Below are 19,865 nucleotides of genomic sequence, written 5' to 3'. Positions count from 1 at the left end.
GCATTCGGCCTGCATAGACGCTACGCTGAAACTGTTGGTCGCCGGCAGACGGGCCTTCCTGCCTGCCAGTTCAAGACCTTTGGCGACCAATTGGGGGACGTTGAAGCATTTTTGGCGTTTCCTGTGGCACAGCGAAGTGCCCGCCGCGGGTTCGGCTGCAAGCCGGGCCCGCATCGGCTGGGAAACTAGGTGAAACCCTGAACGTCTCGAAAGGAGGTGCGTACCATGGAAAAGCCCCTCTCGGAGGATATCAGTGTCAATGTGCTGCGCCGGATGAAGGAAGGGGGCTTCGATTTCGCCCGCATTCATCCCATCGACTTCTTCGCCATCTTTCCCGATGAACAGAACGCCCGCCAGGCCGCCCGGCAATTCCGCGGCGAATCCCTGAGGGCCCAGGTCGAAGCCCGTTCCGACGGTGGCTGGAACCTGCAGATCAGCAAGGTGATGTTCGCCACCCACGCGGCGATCGGCGCATTCGAACACGACCTGGAGGAAGTCGTGGCGCCGCTCGGAGGTGTGCTCGACGGCTGGGGGGTTACCCAGGAAGTGAGCAGCCTGCGTCCCTGATCCAACACGTTCGTCTCGCCGCCAGGCCGCGTCGGCCGGTGGCTTCCCACTCCCATGAACCCAATGCGCCCGCGCCGCCGGAAGGCGGTGCGGGCCTGCCCGCGGGCGCGCTGGGGGTTATGGTCGCGCGCCTTTTGCGGCAGACTGCCGCGCGGAGGTAAGCATGACCGATATCCTGATCCTGACCCACGCCGACTTCTGCCCGCCGGGCCACCTGGCCCGCGTGCTCGACCGCGCCGGCCTGGGCTTCGAGGTGCGCCGCGCCGACCACGGCGAGCTGGACGGCTACGACCTGGAGCGCCCGAAGGCCGTGGCCATCATGGGCGGCCCCATGAGCGTGAACGACGACCTGCCCTGGCTGCGCACCGAGGTGGCGGCGCTGCGCCGTTTCATCGAGCGCCGGGTGCCGCTGATCGGCCACTGCCTGGGCGGCCAGTTGCTGGCCAAGGCCCTCGGCGCGTCGATCCGCCAGCAGGGCTACACCGAGATGGGCTGGCAGCCGATGCGCCGCCTGGAGTCCGCGAGTCCGTGGCTGGCGCACCTGCCCGAGGAATTCCCGATCTACCAGTGGCACGGCGATGCCTTCGAGCTGCCCGAGGGCGCCGAGCACCTGCTGTCCAGCCCCTGGTGCGCCAACCAGGGCTTCTCCTGGGGCGGCTTCGTCCTCGGCCTGCAGGGCCACCCGGAGATGACCGAGGAGCTGGTCAGCGGCTGGATCAACGGCTGGCCGCAGTACCTGGACCCCAGCCAGCCGAGCCAGGAAAGCGCCGAGGTGATGCTCGCCGACCTGCCGCGCAAGGTGGCTGAACTGAACCGCGTGGCCGAGGGCTTCTACGCCCATTGGCTGAAGCTGGCCGGCCTGGCGTGAGCGGGCGGGGCGCACGGCCGTGCGCCCCGGGGTTTGCTGTAATCCGGTGGTTTACAACTGTGTATACTGCGGCTCCAGGCTTCTTCCAGGACAGGACCGCGCATGACGGAAAACAGCTTCGCCTTCCGCCTCAAGGAATTGCTCGAGCTCAACAAGCTGACCCTGCAGGCCGTGGCCACCGCGCTGGGCATCTCGCGCACCGCGGTGCACAAGTGGACGCGCGGCGGCGAGATCGACTACGACAACCTGCGCAAGCTGGCCGCCTTCCTCAAGGTCAACTGGATCTGGCTGCGCTACGGCGAGGAAGCCGTGCGCGACCTGCAGGCGCTGGAGCCCATCGAACTGCCGATGACCGACGTGCGCCGCCGCTACACCGCCGAGATCATGGAGAGCGAGGCGCGCATGAAGCTGGCCCAGGAGAGCGCGCGCATCGTCACCTGGGAATGGAACCTGATCAGCGACGAGGTGACCTACTCGCCCAACGTGGAGGAGGTCTATGGCTGGCCGGTGAGCCATAACCAGGACTTCTGGCCGCACCTGCCGGCCGAGGACGTGGCCGCCATGCGCGCCATGTACGACCAGGCCATCGCCGAGGGCAGCGGCTGCGAGTGCGACTTCCGCATCTACCGCCCGGACGGCGAGCTGCGCTGGATCGCCTCCCGCGCCCGGGTAGTCAAGGACAGCGCCGGGCGCTCGGTGAAGATAGTCGGCATCAGCATGGACAACACCGCGCGCATGGCCGCCGAGGAAGAGCTGCGCAACAGCGAGGAGCGCTTCCGCGCCATCTTCGAGCTGACCTGGGGCGCGCTGGCCTACATCGGCCTGGACGGCACCTGGCAGCGCGTCAACGGCAGCCTCTGCGAACTGCTCGGCTACAGCGCCGAGGAGCTCTACGGCATGACTTTCCAGCAACTCACCCACCCCGACGACCTGGAGCGCAACCTGCAGCTGCTGCGCAGCATGCTGGCCGGCGAGATCGACCGCTATGTGGTGGAGAAGCGCTGCCGGCGCAAGGACGGCCGCTACGTCTGGGTGCGCGCCCGCACCTCGCTGCAACGCCGCCGCCAGGATGGCCTGCCGGAGCACCTGATCAGCGTCTACGAAGACATAGGCCCGGCCCGCGCCGAACGCGAACGCCTGCAGGCACGCATCGCCGAGCTGGAGGCGCAGCTGGCCGTGTAGGCGCGGGCCCTGCCCGCGATTTCGCGCGCAGGGCGCGCTCCTACAGGGGAATGGCGTGGGTGGGGCGGTTGTCTATTGGGTTCCCGCGTTCGCGGGAATGACGGGATTGAGATTCGTGTTTTCCGACGTCATTCCCGCGAACGCGGGACGCGGCTCCATCGCGAACAGCGCTTGCGCTGGCCCGAAGGGGAATAACCCAGAAAACAACGTAGGAGCGGATCTCATCCGCGAATTGCGCCGATACCTCCGGCCATCGCGGACAAGGTCCGTTCCTACGAAGAGTACCTCGGCGCGGCCTGCAAGGCAGTTGCTTCTGTGGGGGATGAATACCGTGCTTCCCGGCAATCTGTAGGAGCGGGCCCTGCCCGCGATATCGCGCGCAGGGCGCGCTCCTACGGGGGGATGGTGTGGGTGGGGCAGCGTAGGAGCGGATCTCATCCGCGAATTGCGCCGATACCTCCGGCCATCGCGGACAAGGTCCGCTCCTACGGTTCCAGGACGCACGGCTTTTCGTAGGAGCGAGCTTGCTCGCGAACAGATTCCGCTGCAGGGCTTATTCGCGAGCAAGCTCGCTCCTACGAAAAGCGCTCCGGCGCGGCCTGCAAGTCAGTTGCGCACGCAGGGGAATGGTGTGGGATGGGGTAGGGCGTATAACCGTTCGCGGTTATACGCCGTCGTCCCTGTAGGAGCGGATTCATCCGCGATTGCGCCGGCAGGGCCGGCGCTCAGGGCTCGGCGAAGGGCAGCGGCGCCTCCGTCTCGCGGTGCACCGCGAAGGCATTGAGGGTCATGGCCACCAGCGCGTAGTAACCGAAGATGCCCACCAGTTCCACCATCCCGGCCTCGCCGAACGCCTCCACACCCTCGTCATAGAGCGCCTGCTCGATCCGCTTAGTGGCATAGAGACTCCACCCCAGGCGATAGACCAGGCATTCATCGTCCCGCTCGAAAGGCGGTTCCCCACCACGCTGCAGCGCTTCGATCACGCCCTCGGCCAGCCCCGCCTGGCGCGCGATGGGCTCGTGGATCTGCCATTCCGCCTGGGACTGCCACCAGGCCGCGGTAAGCAGGATCGCCAATTCGCTCAGGCGCAGTTCCAGGCGCGTGCCGTAGCGGCAGAAGGCGCCCAGCTTCTGCGCGCTGTCGGCCAGCTGCGGGCTGTGCACCCAGGCCAGGAAGGGGCCGTCGAGGTTGCCGCGCGGGCCGCTGAGGATGTCGCTCAGCACGCGGCGTTGCTCGTCGTCCATGTTCTCGTCGGTGAGCGGGGTGAGGCGCGAGGTGATCTTCATGGGCTTTCCTCAGAGGCTGCCGATGGCCTGGTCGATGGCGCGCTGCAGCTTGTCCACCAGTTCGTCCAGCTGCGCCGCTTCGAGGATGAAGGGCGGCGCCAGGAGGATGTGGTCGCCGTTGCGGCCGTCCAGGGTGCCGCCCATGGGATAGCACAGCAGGCCTTCCTGCATGGCGGCCTTCTTGATCCGCGCGTGCAGCTTCGCCTCGGCGGGGAAGGGCGCCTTGCTGTCGCGCTCGGCCACCAGTTCCAGGCCCTGGAACAGCCCGCGGCCGCGGATGTCGCCGATATGCGGGTGGGCGCCGAAGGCCTGTTGCAGCCGCTGCTGCAGGTCGAGGCCGAGGCTGCGCACGCGGGCCAGCAGGCCGCGTTCCTCGATGGTCTTCTGCACCGCCAGGGCCGCGGCGCAGGCGGTGGCGTGGCCGATGTAGGTGTGGCCGTGCTGGAAGAAGCCCGAGCCCTGGGCGATGGCATTGTGGATGCGCTCGCTCACCAGGGTGGCGCCGATCGGCTGGTAGCCGGCGCCCAGGCCCTTGGCGATGGTGATCAGGTCGGCGCCGATGCCTTCCTGCTCGGCGGCGAACAGGCTGCCGGTGCGGCCCATGCCGCACATGACCTCGTCGAGAATCAGCAGCACCCCGTGGCGGTCGCAGATTTCCCGCACGCGCTTGAAGTAGCCGGGCACCGCGGGCACCGCGCCGAGGGTGGCGCCCACCACCGGCTCGGCGACGAAAGCCATGACCTTGTCCGCGCCCAGGCGGAGGATTTCCGCCTCCAGCTCCCGGGCCAGGCGTTCGCCATAGGCTTCGGGCGTCTCCCCGGCGGCCTGGTCGCGGTAGGCGTAGCAGGGGCTGACGTGGCTGACGTCGATCAGCAGCGGCTGGAACTGCTGGCGCCGCCAGGCGTTGCCGCCGGTGGCCAGGGCGCCGAGGGTGTTGCCGTGGTAGCTCTGGCGGCGGGCGATCAGGTGCGTGCGTTGCGGCTGGCCGATCTCGACGAAGTACTGGCGGGCCAGCTTGAGCGCCGCTTCCACCGCTTCGGAGCCGCCGCTGACGAAGTACACCGAGCGCATGCCCGCCGGCGCGCGGGCGACCAGGAAGTCCGCCAGCTGTTCCATGGGCTCGGTGGTGAAGAAGGAAGTGTGGGCATAGGCCAGGGTGCCGACCTGCCGGCGCACCGCCTCGATCACCGCCGGGTCGCTGTGGCCCAGGCAGGACACCGCCGCGCCGCCGCTGGCGTCCAGGTAGCGGCGGCCTTCGCTGTCGATCAGGTAGGCGCCGTCGCCGCGGACGGCCGTGGGGTAGGACTGGGTGAGGCTGCGGTGCAGGACGTGGCTCATGGTGACCTCCGGGGTGATTGCGCAAATATTAATTGCATTTTTTATCTTGGCAATCTTTTGTTGCGCGCCCGTTGCGCAGCCCGGACAGTTCCCGATGGGCTGAAAATGGCGAAACAGAGAAGCTCCAGGCGAAATTCCGCCTGGCTCTCGTCCGCAAAGCCCCGGCAAGGTGTGAGAAAAATACTTGCAATCGATTTTGTTGCATGTTTATTTTGCGAAAAAGCACCCTGTGCATGCAGCCCCTTCCGTGGGTTAGCCGCTCAAAACAATAAAGTCCGGGCCCCGGCCCGTTGCGATCGAACTGCCGCTAATGCGCGCCCCGTCCCAGGCGAGGCGCATCCACTGACCTGCAAGAGGAAGACCTGCATGAAAAAGCTGCTTCAAGCCTCCTTCGCTGCGCTGTCCCTGCTCGCCGCCGCCAGCTCCATGGCCGCCGACAAGGAACTGCTGATCGCTACCGACACCGCCTTCGTGCCCTTCGAGTTCAAGCAGGGCGACAAGTACGTGGGCTTCGACATCGACCTGTGGGCGGCCATCGCCAAGGAGATGGGCGTCACCTACCAGCTCAAGCCGATGGACTTCAACGGCATCATCCCCGCGCTGCAGACTCGCAACGTCGACGCCGCGCTGGCCGGCATCACCATCAAGGAAGACCGCAAGCAGGTCATCGACTTCTCCGACGGCTACTACGACAGCGGCTTCCTGCTGATGGTCAAGGCCGACAACGACAGCATCAAGGGCGAGGCCGACATCGCCGGCAAGAGCCTGGCGGTGAAGAGCGGCACCTCGGCGGCGGACTACGCCAAGGCCAACCTCAAGGCCGCCGACCTGCGCCAGTTCCCCAACATCGACAACGCCTACCTGGAGCTGCGCACCGGCCGCGTCGACGCCGCCATGCACGACACGCCGAACGTCCTCTACTACATCAAGACCGCCGGCGACGGCCAGGTGAAGGCCGTCGGCGAGCAGATGATGGCGCAGCAGTACGGCATCGGCTTCCCCAAGGGCAGCGAGCTGCGCGAGCCGGTCAACGCCGCGCTGAAGAAGCTGCGCGCCGACGGCACCTATGCGCAGATCTACCGCAAGTGGTTCGGCACCGATCCCAAGTGAGCCGGAGGTAGAACCCCATGCATTTCCAATGGTCCGCCATCTGGGACGCGCTGCCGGTGCTGCTCGAGGGCGCCCGGCTGACCCTGTGGATTTCCATCCTCGGCCTTGCCGGCGGCGCCGTGATCGGCCTGCTGGCCGGTGTCGGCCGCGCCTACGGCGGCTTCTTCTCCAGCCGCCTGGCGCTGGTGTTCGTCGAGCTGATCCGCGGCACGCCGATCATGGTCCAGGTGATGTTCATCTACTTCGCCCTGCCGCTGATGATCCCGGTGCGCATCGACCCGTTCAGCGCGGCGGTGGTCACCATCATGATCAACTCCGGCGCCTACATCGCCGAGATCACCCGCGGCGCGCTGCTCTCGGTGAACCGCGGGTTCCGCGAGGCCGGGCTGGCCCTGGGGCTGTCCGGGCGCGACACCCTGCGCTACGTGATCGCCCCGCTGGCCTTCCGGCGGATGATCCCGGCGCTGGGCAACCAGTGGATCGTCAGCATCAAGGACACCTCGCTGTTCATCGTCATCGGCGTGGCCGAGCTGACCCGCCAGGGCCAGGAGGTGATCGCCGGCAACTTCCGGGCGATGGAGATCTGGTCGGCGGTGGCGGTGATCTACCTGGTCATCACCCTGGTATTGAGTTACGTGCTGCGGCGCATGGAGTCGAGGCTGAAGATCCTATGATCGAGTTCAAGCGGGTTTCCAAGCACTTCGGCCAGACCGAGGTGCTCCACGACATCAACCTGAAGATCGGTTCCGGCGAGGTGGTGGTGATCATCGGCCCTTCCGGCTCGGGCAAGTCCACGCTGCTGCGCTGCATCAACAAGCTGGAGGTGATCACCGGCGGCGAGCTGTTCGTCGACGGCATGGAGGTCAACGATCCCAAGGTGGACGAACGCCTGATCCGCCAGGAGGCGGGCATGGTGTTCCAGCAGTTCCACCTGTTCCCGCAGATGACCGCGCTGGAGAACGTGGCCTTCGGCCCGATCCGCGTGCGCGGGGCGAAGAAGGCCGAGGCCGAGGCGCTGGCCCGCGAGCTGCTGGCCAAGGTCGGCCTGTCCGAGCGCGCCGGGCACTACCCGTCGGAACTCTCCGGCGGCCAGCAGCAGCGCGTGGCCATCGCCCGCGCCCTGGCGGTGAAGCCCAAGCTGATGCTGTTCGACGAGCCGACCTCGGCGCTGGACCCGGAGCTGCGCCACGAGGTGCTGCAGGTGATGAAGGACCTGGCGGAGGAGGGCATGACCATGGTCATCGTCACCCACGAGATCGACTTCGCGCGCAAGGTCGCCTCGCGGCTGATCTTCATCGACAAGGGCCGCATCGCCGAGGACGGCGAGCCCGCCAGCCTGATCGGCAACCCCACCAGCCCGCGCCTGCGGGAGTTCCTGCAACATGTCGCCTGAAGGTCGCCCCATGAGCCTGAGCCCCCTGAACCTTTCCGGCAGCGCCTACGAAATCGGCCTGGGCCTGGGCCGCTTCGGCCGCGACGCGGTGCACCAGCGCCTGCGCCCGCTGCCGCTGTGGCGCAGCCTGGCGGCGCGGGCCGGTTCGACCGCGGTGCAGCATATGCAGGCGCAGGTCCAGGCGCAGTTCCCGCGTATCTGGGACGAACTGCGCGGCCTGGCCGACGGCCTGGAACTGCCGCTGGAAGAGGTCTTCCTGTGGAACTGCCGCGGCGATTTCGTCCAGGACGCCAGCGTCGACGGCTGCACCACGGTGTTCGGCCCCGCCGAAGGCGGCTGGCTGATCGCCCACAACGAGGATGGCCTGCCCGCGCTCGACGGCTTCTGCGGCCTGCTCCAGGCGCAGCCCGAGCAGGGGCTGGGCTTCACCAGTTTCGTCTATCCCGGTTCGATCCCCGGCCACACCTTCGCGGTGAACGAGCGTGGGTTGGTCAGCACGGTCAACAACATCCGCCCGCGCGCCATCCCGGCGGGCCTGCCGCGCCAGGTGCTGGCCCGGGCGGTGCTGGATGCCGGGAGCCTGGCGCAGGCGGTCGCCGTGCTGTCCACGGCGGGGCGCGCCGGCGCCTTCCACCATGCCCTGGGGCAGGTGGGGGCGAGCCGGCTGTTCAGCGTCGAGGCCTGTTCCTCTGGCGTGGCGGTGCGGGAAATCCAGCACCCGGCGGGGCATTCCAACCACCTGCTGGATGCCGGCCTGGACGCCGCCGGCCAGCGCATCACCGGCAGTTCCGGCAGCCGCCAGCTGCGCGTCGATGCCTTGCTGGCCGGGGCGCCCGCGCTGCTGGACGAGGAGCGGGCGCTGGCCATCCTGCGCGACACGGCGGACGCCGGGCTGCCGGTGTACCGCCGCGCGGCGGACGACCCGGACGAGGAGAACACCCTGGCCACGGCCGTGTTCCGCATCGGGGCGAACTCGGTAGAATGGCGCGTCCACTGCCAGCCCGACACCCGAGAGGTCGAGGCCCGGGGCAGTGTCCGTCCCCACCCCGCACCTGGACCTGCATGATGAGCCAAGCGCCCGCCGCCCTGCCCGACAACCTGGGAGCCCTCAAGCAACTGCTGGAGGACATCGAGCGCGGCGAGGCGGGCATCTCCCTGGGCGCCAGCTCGCGCCGCGTGCTGACGGCGCTGATCGAGGCGCCGCAGCGCACCGCGGTGTCGTCCATCAGCGAGCTGGCCGAGCAGCTGGGGGTCAACGCCTCGACCCTCTCGCGCCTGGCCCAGCGCCTGGGCTACGGCGGCTTCAGCAAGTTCCAGGACGTGTTCCGCCGCGAGCTGACCGAGGGCAAGAGTTTCTACAGCGACCAGGCCTCGCGCCTGCTGCTGACCCCCGCCGACAGCACCCTGTCGCGCCTGACGCGCCTGGGCCGGCAGGAAAGCGCCAACATCGCCAGCCTGATCGAGCAGGTGGAGCCGGAAGTGTTCGCCCGCGTGGTGGAGCTGCTGGCCGGCGCGCGCCGCGTGCGCATCCACGGCATGCGCCAGTTCACCTCGCTGGCGCTGTTCATGTCCTACGGCCTGGGCATGCTGCGCCCCGACGTGGCGGCGCTGGACTCCAACCGCCAGGGCGTGGCCGATGCCCTGGCGCAGCTGGATGCCGGCGACGTGCTGGTGGTCGCCAGTTGCTTCCCCTATACGCCGAGCGTGCTGGCCACCGCCGAAGTGGCGGCGCGCCACGGCATCGAGGTGGTGGCCCTGACCGATTCTTCGAGTTCGCCGCTGGCGCGGGTGGCGGCGCACAGCTTCTACGTGCCCAACCACAGCCTGTTCTACAGCAACAGCATGTGCGCCTTCATGCTCCTGGCCCAGGGCCTGCTCAGCGAAGTGGCCGGGCGCCTGGGCGAGAGCGCACTGGCCTCGCTCAAGCACCGCGAAGCGCTGATCAGCGAGTTGAACGCGTCGCTCTGAGCCTGCTCAGGCTACCTGCACGTTCGCCTTGCGCGGATGTTCGCGCGCCAGGTACTCGGCCAGGCGCAGCTTCTGCGCGGCATCGAGGAACAGCCCCAGCTTGCTGCGACGCCAGAGGATGTCCTCGGCGCCTTCGGCCCATTCCTCGCGGCACAGGTAGTCCACCTCGCGGGCGTAGAGCCCGGCGCCCAGGTGTTCGCCCAGGTCGGTTTCGCCCTTCACCCCGTCGAGCAGGCGCCAACTGCGCGTGCCGTAGCTGGTGGCCCAGCGCCGCGCCAGGCCGGCCGACAGCCAGGGGTGCTTGGCCAGCAGCTCGACGGCCAGGTCTTCGGGGCTGCTCATGTTTTCGCCGCCGGGCAGCGGGGCATCGGCGGTCCAGGCCGGGCCCAGGCGCGGGAAGGTCGGCGCCAGCTCGGCCAGGGCGGCCTCGGCCAGCTTGCGGTAGGTGGTCAGTTTGCCGCCGAACACCGATAGCAACGGCGCTTCGCCTGGCGCGCCCTGCAGCGACAGGGTGTAGTCGCGGGTGACGGCGGACGGCTCGTCGGACTCGTCGTCGCACAGCGGGCGCACCCCGGAGAAGCTCCAGAGGATGTCTTCGCGATGCAGTTGGCGCTTGAAGTGGGCGTTGACCACCGCCAGCAGGTAGCCGGTTTCCTCGTCGCTGATCTGCACCTTCGCCGGGTCGCCCAGGTATTCGCGGTCGGTGGTGCCGATCAGGGTGAAGCGCCCCAGGTAGGGGATGACGAAGACGATGCGGCGGTCCTCGTTCTGCAGGATGTACGCCTGCTCGCCCTCGTACAGCCGCGGCACCACCAGGTGGCTGCCCTGGATCAGGCGGATGCCGTAGGGCGGCCGCTGGCGCAGGTCGTCGCGGAGGAACTGCGCCACCCAGGGCCCGGCGGCGTTGACCAGGGCGCGGGCGCGGATGGAGTAGAGGCTGCCGTCGTCGCGCTCCAGGTGCAGGTGCCACAGGCCCTTGCTGCGCCGCGCGCTGACGCAGCGGGTGCGCGGGTGCACGTGGGCGCCGCGCTCGCGGGCGGCCATGGCGTTGAGCACCACCAGGCGGGCGTCGTCGACGGAACAGTCGGCATACTCGAAGCCGCGGCGCAGATGTTCCTGCAGCGGGCTGTCGGCGCCGAAGCGCAGGCTACGGGAGGCGGGCAGCTTCTCGCGCCGGCCCAGGTGGTCGTAGAAGAACAGCCCGGCGCGGATCATCCAGGCCGGGCGCAGGTGCGGCTGGTGCGGCAGCACGAAACGCAGCGGGTGGACGATGTGCGGCGCCTTGGCCAGCAGCACCTCGCGCTCGGCCAGGGCCTCGCGCACCAGGCGGAATTCGCCGTGCTCCAGGTAGCGCAGGCCGCCGTGGACCAGCTTGCTGCTGGCCGAGGAGGTGTGGCTGGCCAGGTCGTGCTGTTCGCAAAGGAAGGTGAGCAGGCCGCGCCCGGCGGCGTCCGCCGCGATGCCCGCGCCATTGATGCCGCCGCCGACCACCGCCAGGTCGTAGACCTCAGCCAGGGGAGCGGAGCGCTTGTGGGAATGGCTCATGGGGCGTCCTCTTGGCTGGAAATGAACATAAATTCGTTCGAATTCGAAAATATGATAGGCGAGAGAACGCCGGATGGCCAGGCTGAAGCCCAGCCATTCGGCTGATTTACCGGGGATTTTCGTATTCGAACACAAGCCGCGTCAGACCAGCTCCAGCTGCACCTTGTGCTGGGCCAGCAGGCGCGCCACGGCGGGCGGCGGCGCGGCGTCGGTGAACAGGCGGTCGACCAGGCCGATCGGCCCCAGGCGCACCAGGGCGTTGCGCCCGAATTTGCTGGAATCGGCGGCGAGGAACACCTGCCGGGCGTTGTCGATGATGGCGCGGGAGACGCGCACTTCCTGGTAGTCGAAGTCCAGCAGGCTGCCGTCCTCGTCGATGCCGCTGATGCCCACCAGGGCGAAGTCGGCGCGGAACTGCTCGATGAAGTCCACCGCCGCCTGGCCGACCACGCCGCCGTCGCCGCGCACGGTGCCGCCGGCCACCAGCACTTCGAAATCGTCCTTGGCGCTGAGGGTGGCGGCGACGTGCAGGTTGTTGGTGATGATCTTCAGGTGGCGATGGCCGAGCAGGGCGCGGGCGATGGCCTCGGTGGTGGTGCCGATGTTGATGAACAGCGAGGCGTCGTCGGGAATCTGCGCCGCCACCGCCTCGGCGATGCGCTGCTTCTCGTCGCGCATCTGGTCGGCGCGGGTGTTGTAGGCGGTGTTCTCGATGCTCGAATCCCAGGCCGCGCCGCCGTGGTAGCGGCGCAGCAGGCTGCGCTCGGCGAGCTGGTTGATGTCGCGGCGGATGGTCTGCGGGGTGACGGCGAACTGCTGGGCCAGCTCCTCGATGCTCAGGTAGCCGCGTTCGCGGACCAGGTCGAGGATGTCTTGCTGTCGGGGGGGCAGGTTCATCTGCGCTCTCGTGGGGGGCGGGGCGGAGGGTCAAGGATGCCGGAGTGGGGCGGGGCTGTCATGTGGGGGTGTTCGTGCCACCGGGGTGTCCGGCGTAGCCGGTGAATCCAATCGCGGACGGAGTCCGCTCCTACCGCATGAGCGAGCATGGCTTTTCGTAGGATGGTGTTGAGCGAAGCGATACCCATCACCGCAACCGCATGGGTTTCGCCAAGACTCAACCCATCCTACGAAAAGCGTCTCGCTGCAGCCGGCAAGACAGTTGCTCCTACGCCTGTGCCTCCTGGAACCGTAGGAGCGGACTCCGTCCGCGATTCAGCGGATAACGCCGTACGGATTTCCGCAGAAACCTCCGCGCGCTGGGGAGAGGGCGCTCTTGAAGCCGACCTCCCCGGCCCCGCCTTTCGCCCGTGCGACCTATTCTTATAGCCAACAGCCGACCCTATTCCCCTGCGGAATGTAAGCCCATACGCTGCAGGGGATCGACGGAAAGCCTCCGTCAGCATTCGGGGCTCACAATGTATAAAGATCTGAAATTCCCCATCCTCATCGTCCACCGCGACATCAAGGCCGACACCGTCGCCGGCGACCGCGTCCGTGGCATCGCCCGCGAGCTGGAGCTGGACGGCTTCAGCATCCTTTCCACCGCCAGCGCCACCGAGGGGCGCATCGTCGCCTCCACCCACCATGGCCTGGCCTGCATCCTGGTTGCCGCCGAGGGGGCGGGGGAGAACCAGCGTCTGTTGCAGGACGTGGTCGAGCTGATCCGCGTGGCGCGGGTGCGGGCGCCGCAGTTGCCGATCTTCGCCCTCGGCGAGCAGATGACCATCGAGAACGCGCCGGCCGAGTCCATGGCCGACCTGCACCAGCTGCGCGGCATCCTCTACCTGTTCGAAGACACCGTGCCCTTCCTCGCCCGCCAGGTCTCGCGGGCCGCGCGCAAGTACCTGGAGGGCCTGCTGCCGCCGTTCTTCCGCGCCCTGGTGGAGCACACCGCGCAGTCCAACTACTCCTGGCACACGCCCGGCCACGGCGGTGGCGTGGCCTACCGCAAGAGCCCGGTGGGGCAGGCCTTCCACCAGTTCTTCGGGGAGAACACCCTGCGCTCGGACCTGTCCGTCTCGGTGCCCGAGCTGGGCTCGCTGCTGGACCACACCGGCCCGCTCGCCGAAGCCGAGGCCCGCGCCGCGCGCAATTTCGGCGCCGACCACACCTTCTTCGTCATCAACGGCACCTCCACGGCGAACAAGATCGTCTGGCACTCCATGGTCAGCCGCGACGACCTGGTGCTGGTGGACCGCAACTGCCACAAGTCGGTGCTGCACTCGATTATCATGACCGGCGCCATCCCGCTCTACCTGTGCCCGGAGCGCAACGAGCTGGGCATCATCGGGCACATCCCGCTGTCCGAGTTCAGCCGCGAGTCGATCGCCGCGAAGATCGCCGCCAACCCCCTGGCCCGCGACCGCGAGCCGAAGGTGCGGCTGGCGGTGGTGACCAACTCCACCTACGACGGCCTGTGCTACAACGCCGAGCTGATCAAGCAGGCCCTGGACGGCAGCGTCGAGGTGCTGCACTTCGACGAGGCCTGGTACGCCTACGCCGCCTTCCACGAGTTCTACGACCGCCGCTACGGCATGGCCACCAGCCGCGGCGAGGACGGCCCGCTGGTGTTCACCACGCATTCCACCCACAAGATGCTGGCGGCCTTCAGCCAGGCCTCGATGATCCACGTGCAGGACGGCGGCAAGCGGCGCCTGGACCGCGCGCGCTTCAACGAAGCCTTCATGATGCACATCTCCACTTCGCCGCAGTACGGCATCATCGCCTCGCTGGACGTGGCCTCGGCGATGATGGAAGGGCCGGCCGGGCGTTCGCTGATCCAGGAGACCTTCGACGAGGCCCTGAGCTTCCGCCGCGCCCTGGCCAACGTGCAGCAGAACCTGGCGGCCGGCGACTGGTGGTTCTGCGTGTGGCAGCCGCCGGGCGTGGAGGGCACCGACGAGGTGCGCACCCGCGACTGGCTGCTGGAGCCCGACGCCGAGTGGCACGGCTTCGGCGAGGTGGAAGACGACTACGTGCTGCTCGACCCGATCAAGGTCACCCTGGCCACCCCGGGCCTGAACGCCGCCGGGCGTCTTGAAGAACACGGCATTCCCGCCGCGGTGGTCGGCCGCTTCCTCTGGGAGCGCGGCCTGGTGGTGGAGAAGACCGGCCTGTACTCCTTCCTGGTGCTGTTCTCCATGGGCGTGACCAAGGGCAAGTGGAGCACCCTGGTCACCGAGCTGCTGGAGTTCAAGCGCAGCTACGACGGCAACACGCCGCTGTCCGAGGCGCTGCCCAGCGTGCTCCAGGCCGCCCCGGCGCGCTACGCCGGCATGGGCCTGCGCGACCTCTGCGAGCAGTTGCACGCCTGCTACCGCGAGCACGCCACGGCCAAGGCCATGCGCCGCATGTACACCATCCTGCCGGAACTGGCGCTGCGCCCGGCCGACGCCTACACCCAGCTGGTGCGCGGCGAGGTCGAGGCGGTGCCCATCGAGCAGCTCGAAGGGCGCATCGCCGCGGTCATGCTGGTGCCGTACCCGCCGGGCATCCCGCTGATCATGCCCGGTGAGCGCTTCACCGAGGCGACGCGCTCGATCCTCGACTACCTGGCCTTCGCCCGGACCTTCGAACACGACTTCCCCGGTTTCGATTCCGATGTGCATGGCCTGCAGGTGCAGGACGTGGACGGCCGGCGCTGCTATACCGTTGAGTGCATCGTGGAAAATGCCGACAGCTGATTCCGTCGTCCAGGGCGACGGGACCTAAGGAGCGAGGATGAGCGGGGGAGAGGCTGCCAAGAAAGGCAGCATGGGGTTCTGGAGCTGTACCGCGCTGGTGATCGGCAACATGGTCGGCTCGGGCGTCTTCCTGCTGCCCTCCAGCCTCGCCGCCTATGGCGGGCTCAGCCTGTTCGGCTGGCTGGTCTCCAGCACCGGCGCGGTGCTGCTGGCCTTCACCTTCGCCCGCCTGGCGCGGCTCAACCCCGGCGCCGGCGGGCCCTACGCCTACACCCGCGAGGGCTTCGGCAGCTTCGCCGGCTACCTGTGCGCCTGGACCTACTGGAAGGCCGCATGGATCGGCAACGCCGCCATCGCCGTGACCCTGGTGGGCTACCTGCGGGTGTTCATCCCGGCGCTGGCCGACCCGCTGCTGATGGTGGCCACCGCCATCGGCGCCATCTGGCTGTGCACCTTCATCAACCTGCGCGGCATCGCCACCTTCGCTGTGGTGCAGAACCTGCTCACCGCGCTCAAGCTGATCCCGCTGCTGCTGGTCGGGGTGCTCGGCTGGCTGCACTTCAACCCCGACTACCTGGCCATTCCGCCGCGCGAGCAGTTGCCGAACATGGGCTATGCCCAGGCCATCGCCACCACCGCGGCGCTGACGCTCTGGTCGTTCATCGGCCTGGAATCGGCGACGGTGCCGGCCGACGACGTGCGCGACCCCAAGCGCACCATCCCGCGCGCCACGCTGTTCGGCACCCTGGCCGCGGCCGGCGTGTATGTGTTGTCGATCACCTCGGTGCAGGGCCTGATGCCGCCGGAGGTGCTGGCCAAGTCGACCTCGCCCTTCGCCGACGCCGCGCGCGTGCTGATGGGCGACTGGGGCTACTACCTGGTGGCCGCCGGCGCGGTGATCGCCTGCCTCGGCGCGCTCAACGGCTGGGTGCTGCTGCAGGGGCAGATCCCGGTGGCGCCGGCGCGCGACGGGCTGTTCCCCGAATCCCTCGGCAAGCTCAACAAGCACGGCGCACCGGCCAACGGCCTGTGGGCCTCGGGGCTGCTGGTGACGGTGCTGGTGCTGATCGACGGCCAGGGCAACCTGGTGGACGTGTTCAACGTCATCATCCTGCTCGGCACCATGACCGGCGTGGTGCCCTACGCCTTCTGCACCGCGGCGCTGCTGCAGCTGCTGGCGGTGCGCACCAGCGAGTTCTCGCCGCGCTCGCGGCCGCAGCTGATCGCCGTCGGCTCGCTGGGCTTCCTCTACTCGCTGTGGGCCCTCTACGGTACCGGCGAGCAGGCCATCTTCTGGGGCTTCCTGGTGTTCATGGCGGGTATCCCGATGTACACCTGGCGGCAATGGCGCAACCGCCAGCAGGGCCTGCCGGTGGCGGAAATCGACTAGCGCCCGTTCGCAGCTGGAGCGTGCCCTGCATCACATAGGCCGGCATCGACTTTTGCCCTTGCCTTGTTATAGTGGCACGCCATCACTACAAGAACTGCCGCGCACAGCAGAGCAGGGCATTCCCGAGGGTTTCCCCCGTGACCGAGTACAAAGCATTTCGCGTCGAACTGGCCGACAAGATCGCGCATGTGATCATCAATCGCCCGGAAAAAGTCAACGCGATGAACGCCGATTTCTGGCGCGAGATCGTCGATATCTTTCGTTGGGCCGATGAAACGGATGAAGTCCGCGTGGTGGTGATTTCCGGTGCCGGCAAGCATTTCTCCGCCGGCATCGACCTGATGCTGCTGGCCCAGGCCGGCAGCCAGTTGGGCAAGGACGTCGGCCGCAACGCCCGCGCCCTGCGCCGCAAGATTCTCGAGCTGCAGGCCTCGTTCAACGCCATCGACGCCTGCAGCAAGCCGGTGCTCGCCGCCGTGCAGGGCTATTGCCTGGGCGGCGCCATCGACCTGATCTCGGCCTGCGACATGCGCTACTGCAGCGAGGACGCGCAGTTCTCCATCAAGGAAATCGACATGGGCATGGCCGCCGACGTCGGCACCCTGCAGCGCCTGCCGCGGCTGATCGGCGACGGCATCATGCGCGAGCTGGCCTACACCGGGCGCATGGTCGACGCCGCCGAGGCGGTGCGCATCGGCCTGGTCAACCGCAGCTACGCCGACAGCGCGGCGCTGCTCGACGGCGTGTTCGAACTGGCGCGGCAGATCGCCGGCAAGTCGCCGATCGCCATCCGCGGCACCAAGGAGATGATCCGCTACGCCCGCGACCACAGCGTCGAGGACGGCCTGGAATACATCGCCACCTGGAACGCCGCCATGCTGCAATCGGCCGACCTGCAGAAGGCCATGGCCGCCCACATGAGCAAGCAGCAGCCGGAGTTCGCCGACTGATGCCCCATTACTCCCTCGCGCAGGAGGCGCGTTAGCCCGATGGTCACTGGAGCCACCTCCCTCAGTCTGGTGCGCGATGAACTCTTCGCCACCATGGAGCAGGCCGAGCAGAACCTCGAGCAATTCATCGCCGAGCGCCAGAACGGCAGCCTGCTGCAACACGCGGTCGAATGCCTGGCGCAGATCCGCGGCACCCTCAACCTGATCGAACTGGCCGGCGCCGAGCTGCTGGCCCAGGAAGCCCTGCAGCTGGCCACCGACATCCCCACCGGTGTCGGCGAGGAGCGCGACGGCCAGCTGGCCGCCCTGGGCAACGCCCTGTACGTGCTGCGCCGCTACCTGGAGAACCTGGAGGCCAACCGCCAGGAAATCCCCGAGCTGCTGCTGCCGGCGATCAACGACGTGCGCCTGGCCGCCGGCCAGCCGGTGCTGCCGGAGAGCTTCTTCTTCAGCGCGCGCCTGGACCTGCCGCGCCCGGCGGCGCCCCGCGCGGTGCCCACGGTGGCCGACCGCGCCCAGGAAGTCCGCCGCCTGCGGCACATGTACCAGGTCGGCCTGCTCGCCCTGGTGCGCGAACAGGACCATTACTCCGGCCTCAAGCTGATGGGGCGCGCCCTGACGCGCCTCGACGCGCTGCTCGGCTACGGCCAGCGCAGCCGCCTGTGCTGGATAGGCGCGGGCGCCCTGGAAGCCCTGGTGGATGCGCAGATGCTGCCGCGCAAGGCGCGCAAGCAGCTGTTCTCGCGCCTGGACCGGGAACTCAAGCAACTGCTGGCCAACGCCAGCTACGAGGCGCCGCGCCAGCTGCTCAAGGAGCTGCTCTACCTCACCGCCCTGGCCGACACCCGCGGCCCGCGGGCCAGCGAGTTGCGCGAGGTGTTCGGCCTGGCGCCGCTGCCGTTCACCGACCACCTGCTGGAAGACGAGTCGCAGCGCCTGTCCGGCCCCGGCCAGGCGGTGATGCGCTCGCTGTCGGCGGCCATCCGCGAGGAACTCACCACGGTCAAGGACCAGCTCGACCTGATCGAGCGCGGCGTGTCCCCGGCCGATGCCCTGGGCACCCTGCACACCCAGCTGGGCAAGCTGGCCAAGACCCTCGGCATGGTCGGCCTGAACTCCGCGGCCAACGTGCTGCAGGGCCAGGTTTCGGTGGTGTCCGGCTGGGTGGCCAGGGGCGCAGTGGAATCTCCGGTGGCGCTGAATGCCCTGGCCGACGCGCTGCTCTACGTGGAAAGCCTGGTCGGCAGCCTGGAGCGCGGCGAGCGCCTTGCCGCCCCCGCCATCATCGACCTCGAGCCCACCGCCGAGTCCTTCGCCGTGCACCAGCTGGCCGAGGCGCGCATCGTGGTCATCGACGAGGCCCAGGGCGGCCTGGCCCTGGCCAAGCGGGCGATCACCGCCTACCTGGAATCCAACGGCGACAAACTGCACCTGGCCAACGTCCCCGGCAGCCTGCAGGCCGTGCGCGGCGGGCTCTGGTTCCTCGGCCAGGAACGCGCCGCCCGGCTGGTCGGGGCTTGCGCCGACTACATCCAGCGGCAGATGATCGAAACCACGCAGATGCCGTCCGAGCAGATGCTGGAAACCCTGGCCGATGCCCTGACCGGCCTCGAATACTACCTGGAGGGCGGCGCCGTGCTGCGTCCCGAAGGCCAGCCCGACGTGCTGGACGTGGCCAGCGAGAGCGTGCGCGCCCTCGGCCTGGAGGTGGCTGCCTGATGCGTACCGGACGTTGGGAGTCCGCCTGGCTCGACCCGGCGGAGAAAGGTGGCTGGGCCCTGGCCCACTATCGCCAGCAATTCCTCGGCGATGCCAATGGCGTGCTCTTCCCCCGTGACTGGCTCAAGCGCCAGGACCTGTCTGTGCTCTCCGAGCAGGGCGTCGGCCACTTCGACGGTGACGCCGTGTACCTGCTGGAGCTGGCGTCTCCCGCCAGCGTCGAGGGTTGCAGCTGGGTAGGCCTGCGCCACGTTATGCTCGAAGCCGAGGAAGACCAGTTCGCCATGCTCGGCTTCGCCAGCCAGGTCGGCACCTGGGCCCGCGAGAACCGTTTCTGCGGCGGCTGCGGCCAGCCGATGCGCGCCGTGCCGCGCGAACGCGCCATGCGCTGCGACGCCTGCGACATCCAGCGCTACCCGCTGCTGTCGCCGAGCATGATCGTCCTCGTCACCCGCGGCGACGAACTGCTGCTGGCGCGCTCGCCGCGCTTCGTGCCGGGCATGTACAGCACCCTGGCCGGCTTCGTCGAGCCGGGCGAGTCGGTGGAGCACTGCGTGGCCCGCGAGGTGAAGGAAGAGGTGGGGCTGCAGGTCGGCAACATCCGCTACCTGGGCAGCCAGAACTGGCCGTTCCCGCATTCGCTGATGCTCGGCTTCCACGCCGAGTACGTCAGCGGCGAGATCGTCTGCCAGCCGGACGAGATCGAAGACGCCCAGTGGTTCCCCTACGACTCGCTGCCGCGCCTGCCAGCCGGGCGTTCCATCGCCCGCTACCTGATCGAGAGCTGGCTGGCGCGCCGCACCGGACGGCCCGATCCCATCCTGCCGGGCGGCGGCTACTGACGCCCGGCGTTTTCCCCGCGC

The 19,865-nt window shown here is 68.5% G+C and carries 17 protein-coding genes; 13 read left to right on the top strand and 4 right to left on the bottom strand.

The genetic code is table 11. The features are described 5' to 3' along the window. Positions 1 to 225: 225 nt before the first annotated feature. The 3 genes from M8R19_RS04295 (at position 226) to M8R19_RS04285 (ending at position 2,617) form a co-directional block, all read left to right on the top strand. Positions 226 to 567 carry a ribonuclease E inhibitor RraB gene (locus M8R19_RS04295; protein WP_009619201.1) on the top strand — a complete coding sequence of 114 codons (342 nt, stop codon included), beginning with the start codon at positions 226 to 228 and terminating at the stop codon, positions 565 to 567. A 163-nt stretch (positions 568 to 730) separates the two neighbouring features. Beyond that, complete coding sequence (locus tag M8R19_RS04290) at positions 731 to 1,435, top strand: type 1 glutamine amidotransferase (protein ID WP_116423815.1); 705 nt, start codon at positions 731 to 733, stop codon at positions 1,433 to 1,435. Positions 1,436 to 1,537: 102 nt separating this feature from the next. Further along, positions 1,538 to 2,617 (top strand): PAS domain-containing protein, encoded by a 1,080-nt coding sequence (locus tag M8R19_RS04285; protein ID WP_116423816.1) that lies wholly within the window; start codon positions 1,538 to 1,540, stop codon positions 2,615 to 2,617. Between the two features lie 725 nt (positions 2,618 to 3,342). Here the strand turns inward: M8R19_RS04285 and M8R19_RS04280 are convergent. Then, positions 3,343 to 3,906, bottom strand: a complete 564-nt coding sequence (locus M8R19_RS04280; RefSeq protein WP_249917121.1) for a carboxymuconolactone decarboxylase family protein — start codon at positions 3,904 to 3,906, stop codon at positions 3,343 to 3,345. Between the two features lie 9 nt (positions 3,907 to 3,915). After that, positions 3,916 to 5,244 (bottom strand): aspartate aminotransferase family protein, encoded by a 1,329-nt coding sequence (locus M8R19_RS04275; protein WP_249917120.1) that lies wholly within the window; start codon positions 5,242 to 5,244, stop codon positions 3,916 to 3,918. Positions 5,245 to 5,610: 366 nt separating this feature from the next. Here M8R19_RS04275 and glnH point away from each other — a divergent pair, with 366 nt between their 5' ends. From glnH to M8R19_RS04250, 5 genes are read left to right on the top strand one after another with little or no spacing between them, the layout of a single operon-like run. Next, positions 5,611 to 6,354, top strand: a complete 744-nt coding sequence (gene glnH, locus M8R19_RS04270) for a glutamine ABC transporter substrate-binding protein GlnH (RefSeq protein ID WP_249917119.1) — start codon at positions 5,611 to 5,613, stop codon at positions 6,352 to 6,354. 17 nt (positions 6,355 to 6,371) lie between these two features. After that, positions 6,372 to 7,028 carry a glutamine ABC transporter permease GlnP gene (gene glnP / locus M8R19_RS04265; protein WP_249917118.1) on the top strand — a complete coding sequence of 219 codons (657 nt, stop codon included), beginning with the start codon at positions 6,372 to 6,374 and terminating at the stop codon, positions 7,026 to 7,028. Next, positions 7,025 to 7,747: a glutamine ABC transporter ATP-binding protein GlnQ gene (gene glnQ, locus M8R19_RS04260; RefSeq protein WP_009619208.1), complete on the top strand. Its 723-nt coding sequence runs from the start codon at positions 7,025 to 7,027 to the stop codon at positions 7,745 to 7,747. Before glnP ends, glnQ begins: the two co-directional genes overlap by 4 nt. Before the next feature lie 10 nt (positions 7,748 to 7,757). After that, on the top strand, positions 7,758 to 8,813 hold the full coding sequence (locus tag M8R19_RS04255; RefSeq protein ID WP_245322932.1) for a C45 family autoproteolytic acyltransferase/hydrolase: 1,056 nt from the start codon (positions 7,758 to 7,760) through the stop codon (positions 8,811 to 8,813). After that, positions 8,813 to 9,715, top strand: coding sequence for a MurR/RpiR family transcriptional regulator (locus M8R19_RS04250; RefSeq protein WP_074983652.1), 903 nt, complete (start codon positions 8,813 to 8,815; stop codon positions 9,713 to 9,715). Before M8R19_RS04255 ends, M8R19_RS04250 begins: the two co-directional genes overlap by 1 nt. Before the next feature lie 6 nt (positions 9,716 to 9,721). Here the strand turns inward: M8R19_RS04250 and glpD are convergent, their stop codons facing one another. Then, a complete protein-coding gene (gene glpD, locus M8R19_RS04245) occupies positions 9,722 to 11,260 on the bottom strand; it encodes a glycerol-3-phosphate dehydrogenase (protein ID WP_249917117.1) in 1,539 nt (512 codons plus the stop codon). 141 nt (positions 11,261 to 11,401) lie between these two features. Then, entirely contained in the window at positions 11,402 to 12,157 is a 756-nt protein-coding gene (locus M8R19_RS04240; protein WP_043266861.1) for a DeoR/GlpR family transcriptional regulator, read from the bottom strand. A 518-nt stretch (positions 12,158 to 12,675) separates the two neighbouring features. Here M8R19_RS04240 and M8R19_RS04235 point away from each other — a divergent pair. The 5 genes from M8R19_RS04235 to nudC all read left to right on the top strand — a co-directional run bounded on the left by M8R19_RS04235 (position 12,676) and on the right by nudC (position 19,844). Continuing rightward, complete coding sequence (locus M8R19_RS04235; RefSeq protein WP_249917116.1) at positions 12,676 to 14,943, top strand: Orn/Lys/Arg family decarboxylase; 2,268 nt, start codon at positions 12,676 to 12,678, stop codon at positions 14,941 to 14,943. 37 nt (positions 14,944 to 14,980) lie between these two features. After that, positions 14,981 to 16,333, top strand: coding sequence for an amino acid permease (locus M8R19_RS04230; RefSeq protein ID WP_249917115.1), 1,353 nt, complete (start codon positions 14,981 to 14,983; stop codon positions 16,331 to 16,333). A 137-nt stretch (positions 16,334 to 16,470) separates the two neighbouring features. Continuing rightward, positions 16,471 to 17,283: a crotonase/enoyl-CoA hydratase family protein gene (locus M8R19_RS04225; protein WP_043266857.1), complete on the top strand. Its 813-nt coding sequence runs from the start codon at positions 16,471 to 16,473 to the stop codon at positions 17,281 to 17,283. A gap of 39 nt (positions 17,284 to 17,322) precedes the next feature. Then, entirely contained in the window at positions 17,323 to 19,002 is a 1,680-nt protein-coding gene (locus tag M8R19_RS04220; protein ID WP_249917114.1) for a FimL-related protein, read from the top strand. After that, the gene (gene nudC / locus M8R19_RS04215) at positions 19,002 to 19,844 is read left to right on the top strand and encodes an NAD(+) diphosphatase (RefSeq protein ID WP_249917113.1); all 843 of its coding nucleotides are present in this window, start codon (positions 19,002 to 19,004) and stop codon (positions 19,842 to 19,844) included. The genes M8R19_RS04220 and nudC overlap by 1 nt, the downstream gene beginning before the upstream one ends. The last annotated feature ends 21 nt before the right edge of the window (positions 19,845 to 19,865 follow it).

It is taken from the genome of Pseudomonas sp. R3.Fl (assembly GCF_023516765.1).
Taxonomy (GTDB): Bacteria; Pseudomonadota; Gammaproteobacteria; order Pseudomonadales; family Pseudomonadaceae; genus Pseudomonas; species Pseudomonas citronellolis.
Note: the sequence above shows the minus strand (reverse complement) of the source record. Positions and strands in the feature narration are given on the sequence as shown.